Raw genomic sequence first — 17,447 nt, 5'->3', positions numbered from 1 at the left:
GCCCGACCATGCACAACCGCAACCTCACTTCCCGTTTTGCCCAGCGCGCCGCCGTGGCCCTGGGCGCCGCCGCGCTGCCCGCACTGTCGTTCGCGCAAGGTCTGCCGCAGTTGGAGAACCCGACGCGCGGCACCGGCAACGGCATCATGGAGACCATCCGCAACTACGGCTACGACATCATCATGCTCGTGGCCCTGCTGGTGGTGGCGTCGATGTTCATCGGCGTCTGCTACCACGCCTACGGCACCTACGCGGAGATCCACACCGGCCGCAAGACGTGGGGCCAATTCGGCCTCACGGTCGCCATCGGCGCCGTGCTGCTCGTGATCGGCATCTGGCTGCTCACCGAAGCCACCGGCATCCTGTAAGCGAGGCCGGTATGTCCGAGCAGCAGCACGTCCGTGCGGACGGGACGGTCACGTTCCTTCCGCACCGGCTCAACCGCCATCCCGTGGTCGTGCGCGGCCTCACCGCCGACGAGCTGTGGATCTGCTGCGGCCTGTCCGGCGCGGCCGGCCTGCTGGTCGGCGCGCCGCTTTCGTGGGTGTTCCGCACGATCGCCATCGCACCGACGTTCGTTGTCCTGGGCGTGGCCTTGGGCGTGTTCATCGGCGGCGGCATCCTGCGCCGCCTCAAGCGTGGGCGCCCCGACACCTGGCTGTATCGACAGTTGCAGTGGCGCATCGCAACGCGCCATCCGCTGATGGCCGGCTGGGTGGGCGGCCACGTGCTGATCTCGCGCTCGGGCTTCTGGTCCACCCGCAGGAGCATGCGATGAGCCGCTTCAAGAACGAGATCGCCCACCTGCAGGCGCACATCAAGACCTTGCGCCTGGGCGCGGGCGCGCTGGTCATTGTCGCCCTGGTCATGGGCGGCGGCTGGTGGAGCGCGCCGCGCGACCTGACCATCCACGTCCCGCCCGACCTGCGCTCTGGCAGTACCCGCAAGTGGTGGGAAGTGCCGCCCGAATCGGTCTATGCGTTCACGTTCTACGTGTTCCAGACGCTGAACCGCTGGCCGACCAATGGCGAAGAAGACTACTCGCGCAACCTCCATACGCTCTCGCCGTACCTCACCCCGTCCTGCCAGGCCTTCCTGCGGGCGGACTATGACTACCGCCGCTCCACGGGCGAGCTGCGTCAGCGCGTGCGCGGCATCTACGAGATTCCCGGCCGCGGCTATGGCGACGACCCCACGGCGCGCGTGCGCACCGTATCCGATCGCGACTGGGTGGTGACGCTGGACATCACGGCGGACGAGTACTACGGCGCCGAGCAGGTCAAACGCGCCCTGGTGCGCTATCCGATCAAGGTCACGCGGGTGGACGTCGATCCCGCCCGCAACCCGTTCGGCCTGGCGCTGGACTGCTACGAAGGCGCGCCCCAGCGCATCAGTGCACCGGAGCCGGCGCGCCCGGCGCCGAGTGACCTGAATCCGCAAGCGCCTCAAGGAGGAAACACCCCATGAAGCATCCTGTACTCGCGCTGCTGGGGCTACTGGCCGTGGCCGCGGCACCCGTCGCCCAGGCGGTGGAGATCCTGCGTTGGGAACGCATGCCACTGGCAGTGCCGCTGAAGGTCGGTCAGGAACGCATCGTATTCATCGACCGGAACGTGCGCGTGGGCGTGCCCGCAGGCGTGGGCAAACGCCTGCGCGTGCAGAGTGCGGGCGGCGCGGTGTACCTGCGTGCCAGCGAGCCGATCGAGCCCACGCGGTTGCAACTGCAGGACGCCGACACGGGCGCGCTGATCCTGCTGGACATCGCAGCCGAACCGCCCAAGGACGGGGAAGCCGAGCTGGAGCCGGTGCGCATCGTCGAGGGTGACAGCGCACCGGGACGCTATGGCGAGCAGGCCGACAGTGCCGAGGCCCCGGCACGCGCCCAGGGCCAGGCAGGTGCGCGGACCGCGCGGCGCGAAACTCCGGTCCCTGTCGTGCTGACGCGCTTCGCCGCGCAGAACCTCTACGCACCGCTGCGCACCGTCGAGCCGCTTCCGGGCGTCATGCGGGTCAACCTTCCCCGCGACCTCGACCTGGACACACTGATGCCAACGCTGCCGGTGCGCGCGGCCGTGCTCGCGTCGTGGCGCCTGGAAGACCAATGGGTGACTGCCGTGCGCCTCACCAACACCGGCGCCGACTGGGTCGCGCTCGACCCGCGCGTGCTGCAAGGCGATTTCCTCACCGCCACCTTCCAGCACGAGGCGCTGGGCCCGCGCGGCACGACCGAGGACACGACCGTGCTGTACCTGGTCACGCGCGGCCGCGGCCTCGCGCAGTCGCTGCTGCCGGCGATTCACCGCTTCGACCCTGCCGTGCATCTGCCGCAGCCGGACGGCGACGAGAACGCCAAGGAGGCCCGCCATGCGCAGTAACGGCCTGCTCAAGTGGCTGATGATCCCTGTCGCCATCCTGGTGCTGTTCGCCGGTATCCGGCTGTTCTCGGGTGGAGGCGGCACGGCGCCACCCGCGGCGGACAACGGCGCCCAGCTCACGCCCGAGGAAATGAAGGCGCTGGGCATCGAAGGCGACACCCCGCGCGACACCGTGGCGACGCTCGTTGCCCAAGTGAAGCAGTTGCGCACCGAGCTTCAGACCGCGCTCTCGGACAACAAGTCGCAGCGTGAAGAGAACCAGCGGCTGCGCCAGCGCGAGAACTCCATCGACCAGCGCATCAACTCGGCGCTCGAATCCGAGCGGTCCAACCTGCGCCGCGACCAAGAGCAGGCGGCCAGCGCGCGCCAGCAGACCGAAGGGCTGCTCGCCGACCTGCAGCGGCGCCTGGACAGCATCGGCGGGCGCGGCGGCGGCCATGCGGACCTGCCCGTGGGCCTGGGGCTGCAGGGCGGCGACGAGGCCGGCATGGAGGGCGGCGTGCGGTGGGTCGAGCCGGACGACGCAAAGCCCGCCGAGGGGCGCAACGGGGGGCGTGGCGCGAGCGGCGGCATGAGCTTCCCCACGAGCTTCGGCCCGGCGCAGAGCACGCTCGAAACCACCGCTGAAACCGTGGCCAACGCGGGCGCCCGCGCCGCCGGGGTCAAGAATGCCAAGCCGGTCTATACCGTGCCGACCAACTCGACGCTAATGGGATCGGTGGCGATGACGGCCCTGATCGGCCGCGTGCCGATCGACGGCACGGTCAACGATCCCTATCCGTTCAAAGTTCTGGTCGGGCCGGACAACCTGACCGCCAATGGCATCGACATTCCCGACGTGGCCGGCGCCGTGTTCAGCGGCACCGCCTCGGGCGACTGGACGCTCTCGTGCGTGCGAGGTCAGGTGCGCAGCATCACGTTCGTCTTCAACGACGGCACGATTCGCACGATCCCCGAAGACCGCGAGGGCAACCAGCAGAACAACCAACAGCGCGACGGCTTGGGCTGGATCAGCGATCCCCACGGCATTCCTTGCGTCAGCGGCGAGCGGCGCAGCAACGCCCAGCAATACCTCGACTCGCAGGCCCTAATCACCGCGGCCGGTGCCGGTGTGGCCTCGCTCATCGAGAGTGGCAGCGGCCGCATGTCCTATGTCGGCTCGGACGGCTCCATCGGCACCGTGGGCATCACCGGCCAAGAAGCGGTCGGCCAGATTCTCGCGGGCGGTGTCCGGGACATGTCGGCCTGGGTCAACAAGCTCTACGGCCAAGCCTTCGCCGCCGTCTATGTCCAACCCGGCGCCAAGGTTGCCGTCCACCTCGAAAAGCCGCTCGCCATCGACTTCGATCCCGAAGGCCGCAAGGTCGATCACCGCGCAGGAGAAAGCCATGCCCTTGAACTTGACTAACCTGGCCCGTGGCCTAGCACTGGCCCTCGCCGTCGCGGTGCTCGCCGGCTGCGCCACCAGCAAGGAAAAGCTGTTGACCCACGGTGACCGCACGATGATGGACATCTGGCAGCAGGAGGCCGGCGACGGCGGTGGCGCAGCCGGACGGAACGCCGGCCGCCAGTTGCTCGATGCGCGCCAGAGCCTGCGTCGGCCCCTGACCGACGCCGACGTGCAGGCCGCACCTGTCGAGCAGATGCGCTACACGCGCACCGCGCGCAATGAGGTTCACCGCCAGTTCCAGCGTCTGCCCAATCCCGATCTCGTGATGTACGTGTACCCGCACCTGGCCGGCACCGACCCCGTTCCCGTGCCGGGCTACACGACGGTTTTCCCCTTGTACCAGCGCGTGCAGTACGCGATGCCTGGCGAGAGGACGGAGGACTACTGATGCGGTGGAAACTTCCATGGCCGAAGCTGGCTGCCGTCAGCGCCGAAGACACCGCCGCCGACGAGCAGCCGGACGGCTGGCAGCGCCACGTCGAGGCCTTGCAGCAAGCCGGCATCCCCGAACCCGGCGCCGCGGTCCAGGGCCGCAAGCCGGCGACCGTGGCCGACGAGCAGGCGCTGTACGACGTCGCACCGTCCTTCGTGGAACTGCTGCCCTGGGTGGAGTTCTTGCCCGAGTCGAAATCGATGCTCCTGGAGGACGGCCAATCGGTGGCCGCCTTCTACGAGCTGGTGCCGCTGGGCACCGAAGGCCGGGAACCCGGCTGGCTCGCGCATGCCCGCGACGCCCTGGAAAACGCGCTTCAGGACAGCTTCGATGAACTGGACGAGAACCCGTGGGTGCTCCAGCTCTATGCCCAGGACGAACCGAGCTTCGACCAGTACATGCAGACCTTGCGCGATTACGTGCAGCCACGTGCGCGCGGCTCGGCGTTCACCGAGTTCTACCTGCGCTTCTTCGGCCACCACCTGCGCGCTGTGGCCAAGCCCGGCGGCCTGTTCGAGGACACGGTGGTCACGCGGCTGCGCTGGCGCGGCCAGACGCGGCGCGTGCGCATGGTGGTGTACCGCCGCGCGAGCGGACAGGGACAGGCAAACCGCCGCGGCCAGACACCCGAGCAGATGCTGGGCATCGTCTGCGACCGCCTGTGCGGCGGCCTGGCGAACGCCGGCATCCAGGCCCGGCGCATGGTCGCGGCCGACGTCCACGACTGGCTGCTGCGGTGGTTCAACCCGCGCCCCACGCTGCTCGGGCCTGGGGTGGAGGACCGGGAGCGCTTCTACGCGTTGGCGCGCTATCCGGACAGTACCGAGGAAAGCGAGGCCGGCGAGATCGAGCTGGCGAGCGGGCGGGATTTCAGCCAGCGGCTGTTCTTTGGGCAGCCGCGCTCGGACGTGGCGCAAGGGGCCTGGTACTTCGACGGCATGCCGCACCGCGTGCTGATCACCGACCGGCTGCGCATGCCGCCCGGCACCGGGCACCTGACCGGCGAGACCCGCAAGGGGGACGCGATCAACACGCTGTTCGACCAGATGCCCGAGGACACCTTGATGTGTCTCACCATGGTGGCCACGCCGCAGGACGTCCTCGAATCGGACCTCAACCATCTGGCGAAGAAAGCTGTGGGCGAGACGCTGGCGTCGGAGCAGACGCTCAAGGACGTGCATGAAGCCCGCTCCCTGATCGGCAGCGCGCACAAGCTCTACCGGGGCACTCTGGCGTTCTACCTACGCGGGCGCGACGAGGCGGAACTGGATCGGCGCGGCCTGGACCTCGCGAACGTGATGCTCAACGCCGGCCTGCAGCCGGTGCGCGAGGACGACGAGGTGGCGCCGCTCAACAGCTACCTGCGCTGGCTGCCGTGCTGCTACAACCCCGGCAAGGACCGGCGCCGGTGGTACACGCAACTGATGTTCGCCCAGCACGCGGCGAACCTGTCGCCAGTATGGGGCCGCGCCCAGGGCACGGGGCATCCCGGCATCACGATGTTCAATCGCGGCGGCGGCCCGATTACGTTCGACCCCTTGAACAGGTTGGATCGGCAGATGAATGCCCATCTGTTTCTATTTGGCCCCACCGGCTCGGGGAAGTCCGCCACGCTCAACAACCTGCTGAACCAGGTGACGGCCATCTACCGGCCGCGGCTTTTCATCGTGGAAGCCGGCAACAGCTTCGGCCTGTTCAGCGACTTCGCCAGGCGCCTGGGCCTGACCGTGAACCGGGTCAAGCTGGCCCCCGGATCGGGCATCAGCCTAGCGCCGTTCGCCGACGCACGCCGGCTGATCGAAACGCCCAGCGACGTACAGACGCTCGATGCCGACGCGCTGGACGAAGACCTGCCCCCCGATGCCTCGGCCATGGAAGCGGACGAGCAGCGCGACGTGCTGGGCGAACTGGAGATCACAGCGCGGCTGATGATCACGGGCGGCGAAGACAAGGAAGAAGCGCGGATGACGCGGGCCGACCGCTCGCTGATCCGCCAGTGCATCCTCGACGCCGCCGAACATTGCGTGGCCGAAAAGCGCACCGTGCTCACGCGCGACGTGCGCAACGCGCTGCGCGCCCGTGGCCAGGACCCGACGCTGCCCGAGATGCGGCGCGTGCGGCTGCTGGAGATGGCGGACGCGATGGACATGTTCTGCCAAGGCACGGACGGCGAGATGTTCGACCGTGACGGCACGCCGTGGCCCGAGGCCGACATCACGCTGGTCGATCTGGCGACCTATGCCCGCGAGGGCTACAACGCGCAGCTCTCCATCGCCTACATCAGCCTGATCAGCACGGTGAACAACATCGCCGAGCGCGACCAGTACCTGGGCCGGCCGATCGTCAACGTGACCGACGAAGGTCACATCATCACCAAGAACCCGCTGCTCGCGCCCTATGTCGTGAAAATTACAAAAATGTGGCGCAAGTTGGGCGCCTGGTTCTGGCTGGCGACGCAAAACATCGACGATCTGCCGCGCGCCGCAGAGCCCATGCTCAACATGATCGAGTGGTGGGTGTGCCTGTCGATGCCGCCGGACGAAGTGGAGAAGATCGCCAGGTTCCGCGAACTCTCGCCGGCGCAGAAGGCGCTGATGCTCTCCGCACGCAAGGAAGCGGGCAAGTTCACCGAGGGCGTCATCCTCTCCAAGAGCATGGAAGTGCTGTTCCGCGCCGTGCCGCCAAGTCTCTACCTCGCGCTCGCGCAAACCGAGCCCGAGGAGAAGGCAGAACGCTACCAGCTCATGCAGCAGCACGGCGTCAGCGAGCTGGATGCCGCCTTCAAGGTGGCTGAGAAGATCGACCGGGCACGTGGCATCGAGTCGCCGACCCTGGACCTGCCCTGAATCTGCCGTACACCGGAGAACGCCATGGAACAGAAACGCCCATCCATTCCGATGCAGGTACAGGCGTTCCGCCGTCGGCGCTGGAGGCTCAGCTGGCCCTGGGTGTTGGCCGCCGTGCTGGTAGCGCTGCTGCTGATCTGGCTCGTGTCCCGCTATTCTGGCAAGTCCACTCCCCAGACTTCAACGCCGGTCAGCGTGACGCAGGTGGCCGGGCCTCCGTGGCAGATGGGAAATCCGGAAGGGCGTTTCACGCTGACGCTCTACGCGGACCTCGAATGCCCGTTCTGCCGATCCTATTTCCCAGTGCTCAAGCGTTGGGTGGCCGGCAACGCGGACGTGGCCTTGCAATGGCACCACCTCCCGTTGGCCGCGCATGAGCCGGCCGCGTCTGCCGAAGCGAGCCTGGCGGAGTGCGCCGGCGAATCTGGCGGCCATGCCGCCTTCTGGCAGGCTGTCGAGTGGGTCTATGCCCACACGCGCAGCGACGGCCAGGGCTTGCCCGAGGACCTGCGGTACCCCGACCTTACGCCAGCCATCGAGCAGTGTCTGGCGAGCGAACGGCCCGAGGCGCCGATCCGCACCCAGACGGCGGAAGCCACGAGCAGCGGCGTGACCGCCACGCCGTCGCTGCGGCTGCACGATCGCGAAACCGGCAAGGCGATCCTACTGCAGGGTCCGATCGAGGGCGATGCCTTGCTGTCGGCCATGGACATGCTCGCGGCCGGCGATCCCGCCGCCACACCTACTACATCGGAAATGCCTGCCGACGTCGTCGGCGACATGCCCAGGTAGCCCCGGTCTTCAAGGCTACGGCGCAGTCCACTGCGCTGACCGAAACCCGTTCGCCTCGCATCCTGGCCGCGAACGATCACCGCTGCCGCGGTGATGGATGCACCTTGTTCGTTCCCCAGGAGGGCTTGCCCTCCCAGGGCGCGCGCCCTCCGATCTCACCGTCTGGAGGTTCGCCATGTCTTTCGTCGTCAATGACTCCTGCCTGGAGTCGCTTTCCGCCATCGCTGCCCAACACGAGGACTGGATCATCCAGCAAGCCATTGCACTGCTGGAGAAGCGGGTTTTCAAAGCGGGTGCGAAACTCCTCGACCCCACGGCCGTGCGCGACTACCTGCGCGTGAAGCTGGTCGCCGAGCCCAATGAGATATTCGCCGCGGTGTTCCTGGACAGCATGCACCAGGTGCTGGCCTACGAGCCGTTGTTCAGGGGCACGATCAACTCGACTTCGGTCTATCCGCGTGTCGTCGTGCAGCGTGTGCTGGAGTTGAAGGCCGCCGCGGTGGTCTTCGCGCACCAGCACCCCTCGGGCATTTCCGAGCCGTCGAGCGCGGATCGCATGCTGACCCAGCAACTGCAGGCCGCGCTGGCGCTCATCGATGTGCGGGTACTGGACCACATCATCGTCGGCCAGGGTGCCCCGTTCTCCTTTGCGGAGTCCGGCCTGCTGTAAGGGTTGCACTGCTTCGTTGATCAGCGCGGAGGCTTCGGCCTCCGCTTTTTTCTTTGCGGCGACGCAAGCAGGTATGCGGGGTGGCCGCGATGCGCATTGTTTGTTGGGGCCGCCTGGGGTTCGGCGTTTGACTATGGCCCTGATCAACTTCCGGGGCACATGACATGCCAGCAGCTTTTACCCGGTTCGCACCAGGCTGGCGAACCCTTGGCCTGGCCGTGGCGCTGCCGACGTCTCTGGCGGTGTTCAGCCCGGCCACCTTCGCCGCCGACGTGGTGGTCGTCACCGACAGCCGCCACCCGGTCAAGACCATGGGCGGCGAGCGACTGATCGAGTTGGGCGAAACGCCCCGGATCGAGGCCGAGCTTTCCGCGAATCTTCCAGCCGACCCTGAGCGGGCAGCAGCCATCGTCCGGCAACGCCTGAAGCAAGGCGGCACCGATCTTCAGCGCCGCATCGGCACCGCCTACCAGGGCGTCACCGACGCATGGAGTTTGGGTGTCACGACCATCCCGGCCGTCGTGGTGGATCAACGCTTTGTGGTCTATGGCGAGCCGGACGTGGCCCGGGCCGTCGCGCGCATCGAGCAACACCGGAGGACGCAGCCGTGACCCATCGCCCATTCGACCTGCTGCGCCGCCTGCGCGTCGCCGTGGCCTCGCTGCTGCTGATCAGCGCCACGGGCAGCTACGCCTTGAACACCGCCACCATCGTGTCCTCCGTCATGTCGCCGGACTGCCTGGAGTACCGGGTGGTGGGCATCTGCTACTGGCTCTACTGCACCTGGACGGGCTGCACGGTGCGCACATCCACCAAGGTCCGGCACTACGTGCCCGATGCGGTCGTCTCCAGCTACAGCAACACCGGAGAGAACCCCTGGGTCGAGGTGCAGGCGATGAGCACGCCCAACCCATCCGCACAGGCAGGTGGGGATGGGACCACGAACGAAGACCACGACAACAACCTCGCCAAATTCAAGAACAGCGATGTCATCGGCCATCCTGGCGGCGAGGTATTCAACCAGTTCGCATCGTCGTCGGGCTATTTCTGCCAAGGCGCGGGCACGGCCTTCATGCCGTATCTACTCAGCACCCTGGACACGCTGGCTTGGCGCTACAACGTGCCTGAAATGGCCTACCCGGAGGCGTTGATTCCGGGCATGCGCGAGGTCGGTGCGCGCACCACGATGAACCTCTGGGGCAATGTCTATCCGCGCGGCGGCTTCCTGCATCAGACCGATGACTACAAATCCGGGGCCGTCGTGGCCCAGCGCGCCGGTGATGTCGTCACGCGCCGCGGGCAGATCCACGTGTACCAGCCGCTGCTTGCCAACGCCCGCGACGGCTACTGGCCGGCCGGCGCGCTGATGGAGGGTGATGCCTCTACGGGCAAGTGGCAGGAGCTGACGCCGCGCCTGTCCAACACCTGCGTGGTGTTCCCGCACAGCGGCACGCTGACCCAGGCCCAACAAGGCGACTACGCCTGGGCGCTGTGGCGTCCCTATGCGTGCTGCGAACGCCGCGGGCAGGTGTTCCTGGGCAGCGTCGATTTCCTCTGAGGTGCCACGATGAAGCGTCCTGAATCGATGAACCTTTCCGCCAAGGCGTGCCGCCTGCTGCGCCCGAAGGCGCTGGCCGGCCCGCTCGCTCTGGTCTGCGGCCTGGCGTGGGCGCAGGTCGGATACCAGAACAGCGGCCCCGTCCTCGGCGATGACGTCATGTACTCGATCGGCGGTGGCAGTGCGGTGTCCATGGGCCGCGCGGCCGGCATGCGCTCCATCGGGGTCGGCGTGGGGTGGAACAGCAACCTGATCTGCGGCGACATGAGCATCCAGACCACGCTGCGCAATCAGCTCAACGGCATCACGAACGGCTTTCAGCAGATCATGAGCAACGTGATCCAGAGCGCGACCAGCGCGGTTGCATCGCTGCCGGCGCTGATCATTCAGCGCGCCGATCCGGGCCTGTACAACCTGCTGACCAACGGCGTGCTGCAGGCGCGGCTGGACTTCGACCGCTCCAAGCTGACGTGCCGCGCCATGGCGGAGAAGATGGCCGAGACTGCGGGTGGCCAGCTTGGCTGGAGCCAGATGGCCGAAGGCATGGCCTTGCGTGACGCGGTTGGCAGCAACGATGCCGTGTCGGCCGTCGAGCAGGCCGAGACGCGCCGCGGCAACGACGGCCTTCCCTGGGTGGGCGGCAGCAATGCCGGTGGCGCAGGCCAGTCCGCCATCCGCGTGGTCGGCGACGTCACCCGCGCGGGCTACAACCTGGTCAACGGGCGCGGCGTGACGGACACATCCTCCATCGCGTCCACCAGTTGCGCGAGCCTGTCCTGCCAGACCTGGACGTCGCCGCAGCAGGCGACCGAATGGGCCACCCGGGTCCTCGGGGAACAGGTGCAGCGCACGTGCGATTCCTGCACCAAGACCGAGACGGTGCCCGGCGTCGGGCTGACGCCGCTGATCCAGGAGGAGTACGAAGCCAAGCTGGAAGTCTTGCAGGAACTGGTTTCCGGCGTGCGCAACACCACCTTCGAGAACTTGCGCGAGGCCGGCAGCACGTCGCTGCCGATCACGCGCGGCGTCATCGAGGCGCTGCGCGACGAGCCGGACCAGGACCTGCTGGCGCGGCGCCTCGCGTCCGAGGTGGCGCTTTCGTCGGTGCTGGAGAAGGCACTGCTGCTCCAGCGCACGCTGCTCACCGGCAAGAAAGAGCCCAACGTGGCAGCCAACGAGTTGGCAGTCGAGGCCGTGAACCACGAGAGCGACACGCTCGACCGGGAGATCCGCAACCTCAAGACCGAACTTGAACTGCGGCGCGAGCTGGCGAACAACTCGCCGATGGCCATCATCCAGCGCCATGGCACGCGCGCGGCAGGCTCGCGCGGCATCTATGAGGGCGATCCGGTGCCCGACCGCCTCGACCAGTTGCAGAAGGGCAATCCGGGAGGCCGGCCATGAGCGCGGAGCGCATGGCCTGGCGCCCCTTGCGCTGGCTCATCAGCCGGCGTGCGGCGAAAGCACTGCTGTGGGCGGCCGTGATCGTCGCCGCTGCGGTGGGCGCCAACATCGCCGGCATCTATCTCGTTGGCAGCGTGGCCGGCTGGGAGCGGTGGCTCGCGGCCGCATCGGGCTACTTCTTCGTGTGGCGGTTGTTCCTGTACGGGGCGACGGCCTGCGGCTGGGTCTGGATGCGGCGGCGGCTGCTGGCGCGCGAGGACAGCACGCTGGCCCGACGCCGGCTGATTCGCGCTGAGGTCGCCGGCATTGTTGCCATCGTGGCGCTGGAAGCCAGCCTGTTGATGCAGGCCGCTTGAGGGGATCGAGGCCATGACGCTTTTCACGACCGACTACCTGGAGTACTACCTAACCCTCGTGTCCTGGATCGTCAACAACGGCATCTGGGCGGTCCTCGTATCCAGCGGGGTATTCGCGCTGCCTTTCGTCGCCATCATCGTGCAGGAGTGGTTGAAGGCCCGTGCGGAAGGCGCCGACGAGGGCAACAAAGGCGTGCTGAGCGCCGCCCGCATCGAGAACCGGGTCTTCGTCGCCATCGTGGTGGTGATGTTCGCCGGCATTCCGTTCATCGACGTGGACCTGAACACCATCCAGTACGACAGCTCGCGCTCGGCCCAGTGCCAGGTCAGCGTGGCGCAGCCCGGGGATACCGGCTGGTCGCAGTCCTTCAGCACCATCAACAACCAGTCGGCGAAGGTGCCGGTGTGGTGGGCGTTCATGCACGCGCTCTCGCGCGCCGTCACGGGCGCTTCGGTGGCAGCGATCCCGTGCGGCACGGACCTGCGGCAGATGCGCATGGAGATCGACGCTACGCGCATCGATGACCCGGTGCTGGCTCAGGAAGTAGCGGATTTCTCGCGGGATTGCTATGGGCCTGCACGGGCCAAATTGTTCATGCAGCGCCCTCAGCTCGATGAGCAGCAGATGCACGACGTGACCTGGATCGGATCGCGGTTCTTCACCGACACGAACGGCTACTACGACACATACCGTTCCAGCACCCCACGCGAGGACTGGCCCTATGACAGCACCCGCGACGCAGGGCTTGCGCAGGTGGCCAGCGGTGGCGGCTACCCGACCTGCCGCCAGTGGTGGAGCGATGGAAGTAACGGCCTGCGGGCACGCCTGCTGGGTCAGGTGGACCCGAGCCTGTCGAGTCGCCTGGCGGGCTGGGCCGGGTTCCTGAGCCGGGCCGAGGTGGACGACTCGGTGATCCGAGCCATCGCGTCACCGCGGCAGCAGAAGTTGAACCAGGGCAGCGTCTATACGGACTACGGAGGCCAGATCGACAAGACCTTGCCGAACATCGTGACACGGGCCACGGGAGACGTTGGGATGGCCGTCGGCGCGATTGCCGCGTTTCCCGCCATGGACGTCGTGAGACAGTCTCTACCCATGGTCCTCGCCTTGCTCAAGATGGCGCTGGTCATCTGCATCCCGCTCGTGCTGGTCGTGGGCACCTATGACCTGAAGACGGTCGTCACGGTCAGCGTCGTGCAATTCGCGCTGTTCTTCGTGGATTTCTGGTTCCAGCTCGCTCGCTGGATCGACAGCACTATCCTCGATGCGCTCTATGGCTGGGGCTTTGGCTGGAACCGGCCACACACGAACTTCGACCCGCTGGTGGGGCTGAACAATGCGTTCGGCGACATGCTCTTGATGTTCGTCGCGGGCACGATGTTCCTGGTGCTGCCAGGATTCTGGCTGGCAAGCCTGACCTGGGTTGGAATTCGGGCGGGACATGCCATTCAGGGGTTGTCGGACGGCAGCAAGAGCGCCGGCCAAGCCGGGGGCAAGGGGGCTGGGGCACTCACGGGAGGCAAGCTGAAGTAGCCCGGAGTCCGTCAGTCGTCGGTGTACAACTCGTGCGACGTATCGTTGTACAGATTGGGATCGTAGCCCGGTGTCTTGCGCAGTTCTGTGAGATCGGTGAAAGGCCACTCGTCCTCGTCAGAGGTATTGGCAGCAGCAGCCCACGCCGCCGCCACGACGCCCAACAACACGAGTGCGAACCAAAAAGCAACGTAGAGCAGCAATCCCACCACAGACAGCTTGACCACCCACACGAGCGCGGTGGCAACGGCCGCCGGCACCCCCTTGGACACCAACCAGTTCGACGCCCGACGTTCGCCGCGCGCGTAGGCGCGCCATCCGCGGCCAAAGGTGCGGCCGAGGCGTTCTGCGGTGCTGATGCGGGTCGTGGTGTTCATGGTCGTCTCCTGCTACAGAGGGATGCCTATTCCAGTTTGGTCCATTTCATTCTGTTTGGGGCTTCAATGTGCTCTCTTGCCGCTTCAGGACGCTTCGTCATCCGGTTCCACCGGCCCGGGATCAGGCTCCACGCCGACGCGATACGTGGCAACGAAGCGCGGCCAGTCCACATGGTCCACCAGGTCGATGTCATCGACAACGCCGACTCTTGCTGCCGCACGCTCGAACAGGGCGATGCTCTTGGCGGGATAGTTGTTGCGCGACGGATAGAGCACCCCGTCGAACAGCGGCTGGCCATCATCGCCGAGCATCGCATGCACCTGGGCGGACACCTGCTGCGTGTGCGTGTAGTCGCGGCTGGCCAACTGTTCCAGGTTCAGGCCGAAGTAACCCGCCATGACACCCTCGGCCGTGAGATCGGCCAAGCGCACGTCGTCCAGGACCCCCACGGCCCGCACGAGCCGGCTCTCGACTTCCTTCAGCGCAATCGAGCGCTTCTCGTCCGCCAGCCACTGGTGCTTGTGAAACACCGACTCCATCAGCGCCGTGGACAGGTCGCGGCCCAGGTAGAGCACGCCGTAGGTCCGCGCCGGGTCGTCGTAGCGATTGGTGCCGCTGCGGCCATAGTACAGCGGGCTGCCCCGATAGACGACGCGGCTCACATGCTGGAGCAGTTCACCCGCATCGATCAAGAACAAGGGCAGTTCGCGGCTCATGGCGGTCTTGCCTCAATGCACCTGGACGCCCAGCACGTTGAACACCGCTTCGGCCACGTCATCGATTGTGCCATGCGTCACCGCATCCACCGGCGAGCGTCCGCCCAAGCCTTCGAGCGGTTCGGATAGTGCGCGGTAGATCGTCCAGTGGTCGATGCCCTCGACCTCTTGAAGCACGGTTTGGGTCAACTGCTGCTTCACCGGGTCGAGCTGCCAGTCGGGCAGCTTCTGGCCGCGCGGCCCCACATTCAGCGCCAGCAGCCGGCGCGCGAGGATGTCCTTGTAGATCTGCTGGCGCGACTTGTCCGCCAGCTTGGCGTACTCGGGGATCGGCAGGTTGTGCGGCTGGTTGAAGGATTCCAGCAACACGGCGCGGCCTCGCTGGACGTCGGTTTCAGTCGGGGTCCAGCGCGTTTCGGTGCGCAGCGCGGCCGCCTTGCGCGCCAGGGCCTGCTCCACCGTTTCGCCTTCGAGGTTGGCTGGCAGTTTTACCGCCTCCACGCGCTCGTGAATGAACGCCTGCAACTCGGCCGCGAAAGCCGGCGCATCCCGGATTTCAACGGTATCCGCGAAACGGCGCACGTCCTCCACGGTGACGCGCGGCAGACGATCGGCAATGAATTCAATGGCGGTGGGCATGGTCATCTCCCAAGCAGGTTTGAGACAGGATTCACTCTAGTCGCCCTTGTCGCATTTGTCAACTTAGTCGCCTGAGCGAGAGCCTACCTGCCGGGGGTAGCGTCCCCGCAGCATAGGCAGGGGCCAGCGCCAGGTCTCCGTCCAATCCATTCGTGCGGGTTCCACATTGACGCTGGAGACGCAACCCAGGCCCGGCTATACCGAAACGGTTAAAGGCCAAAGGGCCGAAACGGCAAGGGAATGGGGTGCAAGGGGAAAGGCCCTACCTCGAAAAGGCGAAAAGGCCTCCCGGCCGGCCCCCCAGAGGACACCCGCATGCTCTCCCTGTTCCAGCGAAAACGGCCCCCGGTCGCTGCCCCGTCGCCAGCGCCCGCCACCGACCTCCCGAAAGGGTTGCTGCGGCCCGAATCGGCCGCATCGCTGCTGGCAACACCGCGCCGGCAGAAGCTGCTGGAACACATCTGGCAGCGCACGTCGCTGTCGCGGCGGCAGTTCGCCACCCTATACCGCACGCCGCTGGAGCACTACGCCGAGTTGGTCCAACAATTCCCCGCATCGGAAAGCCATCACCACGCTTACCCCGGCGGCATGCTGGATCACGGGTTGGAGATCGTCGCCTATGCGCTCAAGCTGCGGCAGTCCCATCTGCTGCCCATTGGCGGCAGTCCCGAAGACCAGGCGGCGCAGTCTGAAGCCTGGACTGCCGCAGTCGCTTATGCCGCGCTGCTGCACGACATCGGCAAGATCGCCGTCGATCTGCACGTCGAACTGTCCGACGGCTCGCTGTGGCACCCCTGGCACGGCCCGCTGCACCAGCCATACCGCTTCCGCTACCGCGACGATCGGGAATATCGGCTCCACAGCGCCGCGACAGGTTTACTCTACCGTCAACTGCTCGACCGTGATGCCCTGGACTGGCTCAGTGGCTATCCCGACCTGTGGGGACCGCTGCTCTACGTCCTGGCCGGCCAGTACGAGCGCGCCGGCGTGCTGGGCGAACTTGTCGTGCAGGCCGACCGGGCTTCGGTGGCCCAGGAACTGGGCGGCGATCCGGCCCGCGCCATGGCTGCACACAAGCATGCGCTGCAGCGCAAGTTGCTCGACGGGCTGCGCTACCTGCTCAAGGAACAGTTGAAGCTGAACCAGCCGGAAGCCTCCGATGGCTGGATCACCGAGGATGCCTTGTGGCTGGTAAGCAAGACGGTCTCGGACAAGCTGCGTGCGCACCTGCTGTCACTAGGCGTCGACGGCATCCCCGCGAGCAACACCGCCGTCTTCAACGTGCTGCAGGATCACGGCATGTTGCAACCGACGCCGGACGGCAAGGCGGTCTGGCGCGCGACCGTGACCAGCACGACTGGCTGGTCCCACTCATTCACCCTGCTGCGTCTCGCTCCCGCGCTGATTTGGGAGTCTGGAGAGCGGCCAGCGCCCTTCGCAGGGGCAGTGGCAATCGGCGGGACACCGGCACCCAACAATGCCGATGCCTTGGTGCCCTCGCCGGCAATGACGGCAAAGCCAGCCACCGACGATCAAGAGTCCCTTCCATGGGAGGGCGTCGACGCCGCGACTCCGGTTCACTTGCCTGCCGCACAAGCCGCACCCGATGTCATGGAGGACCTGCTGGCGATGGTAGGAATCGGCGATTTGCTTGTTCCCCAACAGGATGCGGAAGCCGTCTCGGGCGACGCACCCGCCGCTGGCCCTCAAACGCCACCGCCAACCTCGATGGTGCCCGTGCCGTCATCAGCGCCGGTGCCCACGTCCTCGTCGGCGCAGCCATCGGGCGAGCACTTCATGGCGTGGCTGAAACAAGGTATCGCTACCCGCCGGCTGGTCATCAACGACGCGAAGGCGCTCGTGCATACGGTGGGCGACACGGCCTACCTGGTCAGCCCCGGGGTATTCCAACGCTACGCACAAGAACACCCCCAGGTCGGGACTCTCGCCAAGCAGGAGAACCAGCAGGATTGGCAATGGGTACAAAAGCGCTTCGAGCGCCTGCAACTGCATCGCAAAAAGCCCAGGGGCCTGAACATCTGGACGTGCGATGTCACAGGCCCCAGGAAGTCCCGCCGCCTGTATGGCTATCTATTGCACGATGTTCGGCTCCTGTTCGCAGAGCCACCACCGAACAATCCTTACTTGTCACTTCTCGCGTAACCGGCGGCTCAAGAGCCGTCCAAAAATGCGACGCGGCGGACCAATCCGCAACGGCGCGAATCAGAACGTCGATATCGCTTGACCTCAAGTTTTGAGGCTTTGTAATGCCGCCGAGGTCGGTTTGCGCGCGCGT

At 66.6% G+C, this 17,447-nt stretch carries 18 protein-coding genes; 15 read left to right on the top strand and 3 right to left on the bottom strand.

The features are described from left to right. The first annotated feature begins 8 nt into the window (after positions 1-8). The 14 genes from ACMZPQ_RS05840 (at position 9) to ACMZPQ_RS05775 (ending at position 13,418) form a co-directional block, all read left to right on the top strand. A complete protein-coding gene (locus ACMZPQ_RS05840; RefSeq protein ID WP_003090173.1) occupies positions 9-368 on the top strand; it encodes a TIGR03745 family integrating conjugative element membrane protein in 360 nt (119 codons plus the stop codon). Positions 369-379: 11 nt separating this feature from the next. Continuing rightward, complete coding sequence (locus ACMZPQ_RS05835) at positions 380-778, top strand: TIGR03750 family conjugal transfer protein (protein WP_003105639.1); 399 nt, start codon at positions 380-382, stop codon at positions 776-778. Beyond that, a complete protein-coding gene (locus ACMZPQ_RS05830; RefSeq protein WP_003105641.1) occupies positions 775-1,467 on the top strand; it encodes a PFL_4703 family integrating conjugative element protein in 693 nt (230 codons plus the stop codon). The genes ACMZPQ_RS05835 and ACMZPQ_RS05830 overlap by 4 nt, the downstream gene beginning before the upstream one ends. Then, positions 1,464-2,375, top strand: coding sequence for a TIGR03749 family integrating conjugative element protein (locus ACMZPQ_RS05825; RefSeq protein WP_003105643.1), 912 nt, complete (start codon positions 1,464-1,466; stop codon positions 2,373-2,375). Before ACMZPQ_RS05830 ends, ACMZPQ_RS05825 begins: the two co-directional genes overlap by 4 nt. Further along, positions 2,365-3,783, top strand: a complete 1,419-nt coding sequence (locus ACMZPQ_RS05820; RefSeq protein ID WP_197580079.1) for a TIGR03752 family integrating conjugative element protein — start codon at positions 2,365-2,367, stop codon at positions 3,781-3,783. Before ACMZPQ_RS05825 ends, ACMZPQ_RS05820 begins: the two co-directional genes overlap by 11 nt. After that, positions 3,764-4,213, top strand: a complete 450-nt coding sequence (locus ACMZPQ_RS05815; protein WP_003109775.1) for a TIGR03751 family conjugal transfer lipoprotein — start codon at positions 3,764-3,766, stop codon at positions 4,211-4,213. The genes ACMZPQ_RS05820 and ACMZPQ_RS05815 overlap by 20 nt, the downstream gene beginning before the upstream one ends. After that, positions 4,213-7,104 (top strand): conjugative transfer ATPase, encoded by a 2,892-nt coding sequence (locus ACMZPQ_RS05810; protein WP_003105079.1) that lies wholly within the window; start codon positions 4,213-4,215, stop codon positions 7,102-7,104. Before ACMZPQ_RS05815 ends, ACMZPQ_RS05810 begins: the two co-directional genes overlap by 1 nt. A gap of 24 nt (positions 7,105-7,128) precedes the next feature. Beyond that, positions 7,129-7,896: a DsbA family protein gene (locus ACMZPQ_RS05805; RefSeq protein WP_003090202.1), complete on the top strand. Its 768-nt coding sequence runs from the start codon at positions 7,129-7,131 to the stop codon at positions 7,894-7,896. Between the two features lie 175 nt (positions 7,897-8,071). Beyond that, positions 8,072-8,566, top strand: coding sequence for a JAB domain-containing protein (locus ACMZPQ_RS05800; RefSeq protein WP_003090203.1), 495 nt, complete (start codon positions 8,072-8,074; stop codon positions 8,564-8,566). Between the two features lie 164 nt (positions 8,567-8,730). Further along, complete coding sequence (locus ACMZPQ_RS05795; protein ID WP_003109772.1) at positions 8,731-9,177, top strand: TIGR03757 family integrating conjugative element protein; 447 nt, start codon at positions 8,731-8,733, stop codon at positions 9,175-9,177. Then, on the top strand, positions 9,174-10,124 hold the full coding sequence (locus ACMZPQ_RS05790; protein ID WP_003109771.1) for a TIGR03756 family integrating conjugative element protein: 951 nt from the start codon (positions 9,174-9,176) through the stop codon (positions 10,122-10,124). Before ACMZPQ_RS05795 ends, ACMZPQ_RS05790 begins: the two co-directional genes overlap by 4 nt. Positions 10,125-10,133: 9 nt before the next feature. Then, positions 10,134-11,528, top strand: coding sequence for an integrating conjugative element protein (locus ACMZPQ_RS05785; protein WP_003109770.1), 1,395 nt, complete (start codon positions 10,134-10,136; stop codon positions 11,526-11,528). Beyond that, entirely contained in the window at positions 11,525-11,884 is a 360-nt protein-coding gene (locus ACMZPQ_RS05780) for a hypothetical protein (protein ID WP_003090212.1), read from the top strand. Before ACMZPQ_RS05785 ends, ACMZPQ_RS05780 begins: the two co-directional genes overlap by 4 nt. A 13-nt stretch (positions 11,885-11,897) precedes the next feature. Then, positions 11,898-13,418, top strand: coding sequence for a conjugal transfer protein TraG N-terminal domain-containing protein (locus ACMZPQ_RS05775; protein WP_197580078.1), 1,521 nt, complete (start codon positions 11,898-11,900; stop codon positions 13,416-13,418). An 11-nt stretch (positions 13,419-13,429) separates the two neighbouring features. Here ACMZPQ_RS05775 and ACMZPQ_RS05770 read toward each other — a convergent pair whose 3' ends face one another. From ACMZPQ_RS05770 to ACMZPQ_RS05760, 3 genes are all read right to left on the bottom strand, one after another. Then, positions 13,430-13,795 carry a DUF3742 family protein gene (locus tag ACMZPQ_RS05770; protein ID WP_003090216.1) on the bottom strand — a complete coding sequence of 122 codons (366 nt, stop codon included), beginning with the start codon at positions 13,793-13,795 and terminating at the stop codon, positions 13,430-13,432. Between the two features lie 84 nt (positions 13,796-13,879). After that, a complete protein-coding gene (locus tag ACMZPQ_RS05765) occupies positions 13,880-14,512 on the bottom strand; it encodes an RES family NAD+ phosphorylase (RefSeq protein WP_003090219.1) in 633 nt (210 codons plus the stop codon). Between the two features lie 12 nt (positions 14,513-14,524). Beyond that, complete coding sequence (locus tag ACMZPQ_RS05760) at positions 14,525-15,151, bottom strand: hypothetical protein (protein WP_003109769.1); 627 nt, start codon at positions 15,149-15,151, stop codon at positions 14,525-14,527. 315 nt (positions 15,152-15,466) lie between these two features. Here ACMZPQ_RS05760 and mobH point away from each other — a divergent pair, with 315 nt between their 5' ends. Further along, positions 15,467-17,314: a MobH family relaxase gene (mobH, locus tag ACMZPQ_RS05755; RefSeq protein WP_414486134.1), complete on the top strand. Its 1,848-nt coding sequence runs from the start codon at positions 15,467-15,469 to the stop codon at positions 17,312-17,314. The last annotated feature ends 133 nt before the right edge of the window (positions 17,315-17,447 follow it).

Origin of the sequence: Stenotrophomonas maltophilia, assembly GCF_047497515.2 — a bacterium.
Lineage (GTDB): Bacteria > Pseudomonadota > Gammaproteobacteria > Xanthomonadales > Xanthomonadaceae > Stenotrophomonas.
The sequence above is the reverse complement of the archived record's forward strand: the minus strand, read 5'-3'. Positions and strand labels throughout refer to the sequence as shown.

Excerpts from the sequence above, each read along its gene's own strand:
- ACMZPQ_RS05840 (WP_003090173.1), top strand. The coding sequence starts at position 9 with ATGCACAACCGCAACCTCACTTCCCGTTTTGCCCAGCGCGCCGCCGTG.
- ACMZPQ_RS05835 (WP_003105639.1), top strand. The coding sequence starts at position 380 with ATGTCCGAGCAGCAGCACGTCCGTGCGGACGGGACGGTCACGTTCCTT.
- ACMZPQ_RS05830 (WP_003105641.1), top strand. The coding sequence starts at position 775 with ATGAGCCGCTTCAAGAACGAGATCGCCCACCTGCAGGCGCACATCAAG.
- ACMZPQ_RS05825 (WP_003105643.1), top strand. The coding sequence starts at position 1,464 with ATGAAGCATCCTGTACTCGCGCTGCTGGGGCTACTGGCCGTGGCCGCG.
- ACMZPQ_RS05820 (WP_197580079.1), top strand. The coding sequence starts at position 2,365 with ATGCGCAGTAACGGCCTGCTCAAGTGGCTGATGATCCCTGTCGCCATC.
- ACMZPQ_RS05815 (WP_003109775.1), top strand. The coding sequence starts at position 3,764 with ATGCCCTTGAACTTGACTAACCTGGCCCGTGGCCTAGCACTGGCCCTC.
- ACMZPQ_RS05810 (WP_003105079.1), top strand. The coding sequence starts at position 4,213 with ATGCGGTGGAAACTTCCATGGCCGAAGCTGGCTGCCGTCAGCGCCGAA.
- ACMZPQ_RS05805 (WP_003090202.1), top strand. The coding sequence starts at position 7,129 with ATGGAACAGAAACGCCCATCCATTCCGATGCAGGTACAGGCGTTCCGC.
- ACMZPQ_RS05800 (WP_003090203.1), top strand. The coding sequence starts at position 8,072 with ATGTCTTTCGTCGTCAATGACTCCTGCCTGGAGTCGCTTTCCGCCATC.
- ACMZPQ_RS05795 (WP_003109772.1), top strand. The coding sequence starts at position 8,731 with ATGCCAGCAGCTTTTACCCGGTTCGCACCAGGCTGGCGAACCCTTGGC.
- ACMZPQ_RS05785 (WP_003109770.1), top strand. The coding sequence starts at position 10,134 with ATGAAGCGTCCTGAATCGATGAACCTTTCCGCCAAGGCGTGCCGCCTG.
- ACMZPQ_RS05780 (WP_003090212.1), top strand. The coding sequence starts at position 11,525 with ATGAGCGCGGAGCGCATGGCCTGGCGCCCCTTGCGCTGGCTCATCAGC.
- ACMZPQ_RS05775 (WP_197580078.1), top strand. The coding sequence starts at position 11,898 with ATGACGCTTTTCACGACCGACTACCTGGAGTACTACCTAACCCTCGTG.
- ACMZPQ_RS05770 (WP_003090216.1), bottom strand. The coding sequence starts at position 13,795 with ATGAACACCACGACCCGCATCAGCACCGCAGAACGCCTCGGCCGCACC.
- ACMZPQ_RS05765 (WP_003090219.1), bottom strand. The coding sequence starts at position 14,512 with ATGAGCCGCGAACTGCCCTTGTTCTTGATCGATGCGGGTGAACTGCTC.
- ACMZPQ_RS05760 (WP_003109769.1), bottom strand. The coding sequence starts at position 15,151 with ATGCCCACCGCCATTGAATTCATTGCCGATCGTCTGCCGCGCGTCACC.
- mobH (WP_414486134.1), top strand. The coding sequence starts at position 15,467 with ATGCTCTCCCTGTTCCAGCGAAAACGGCCCCCGGTCGCTGCCCCGTCG.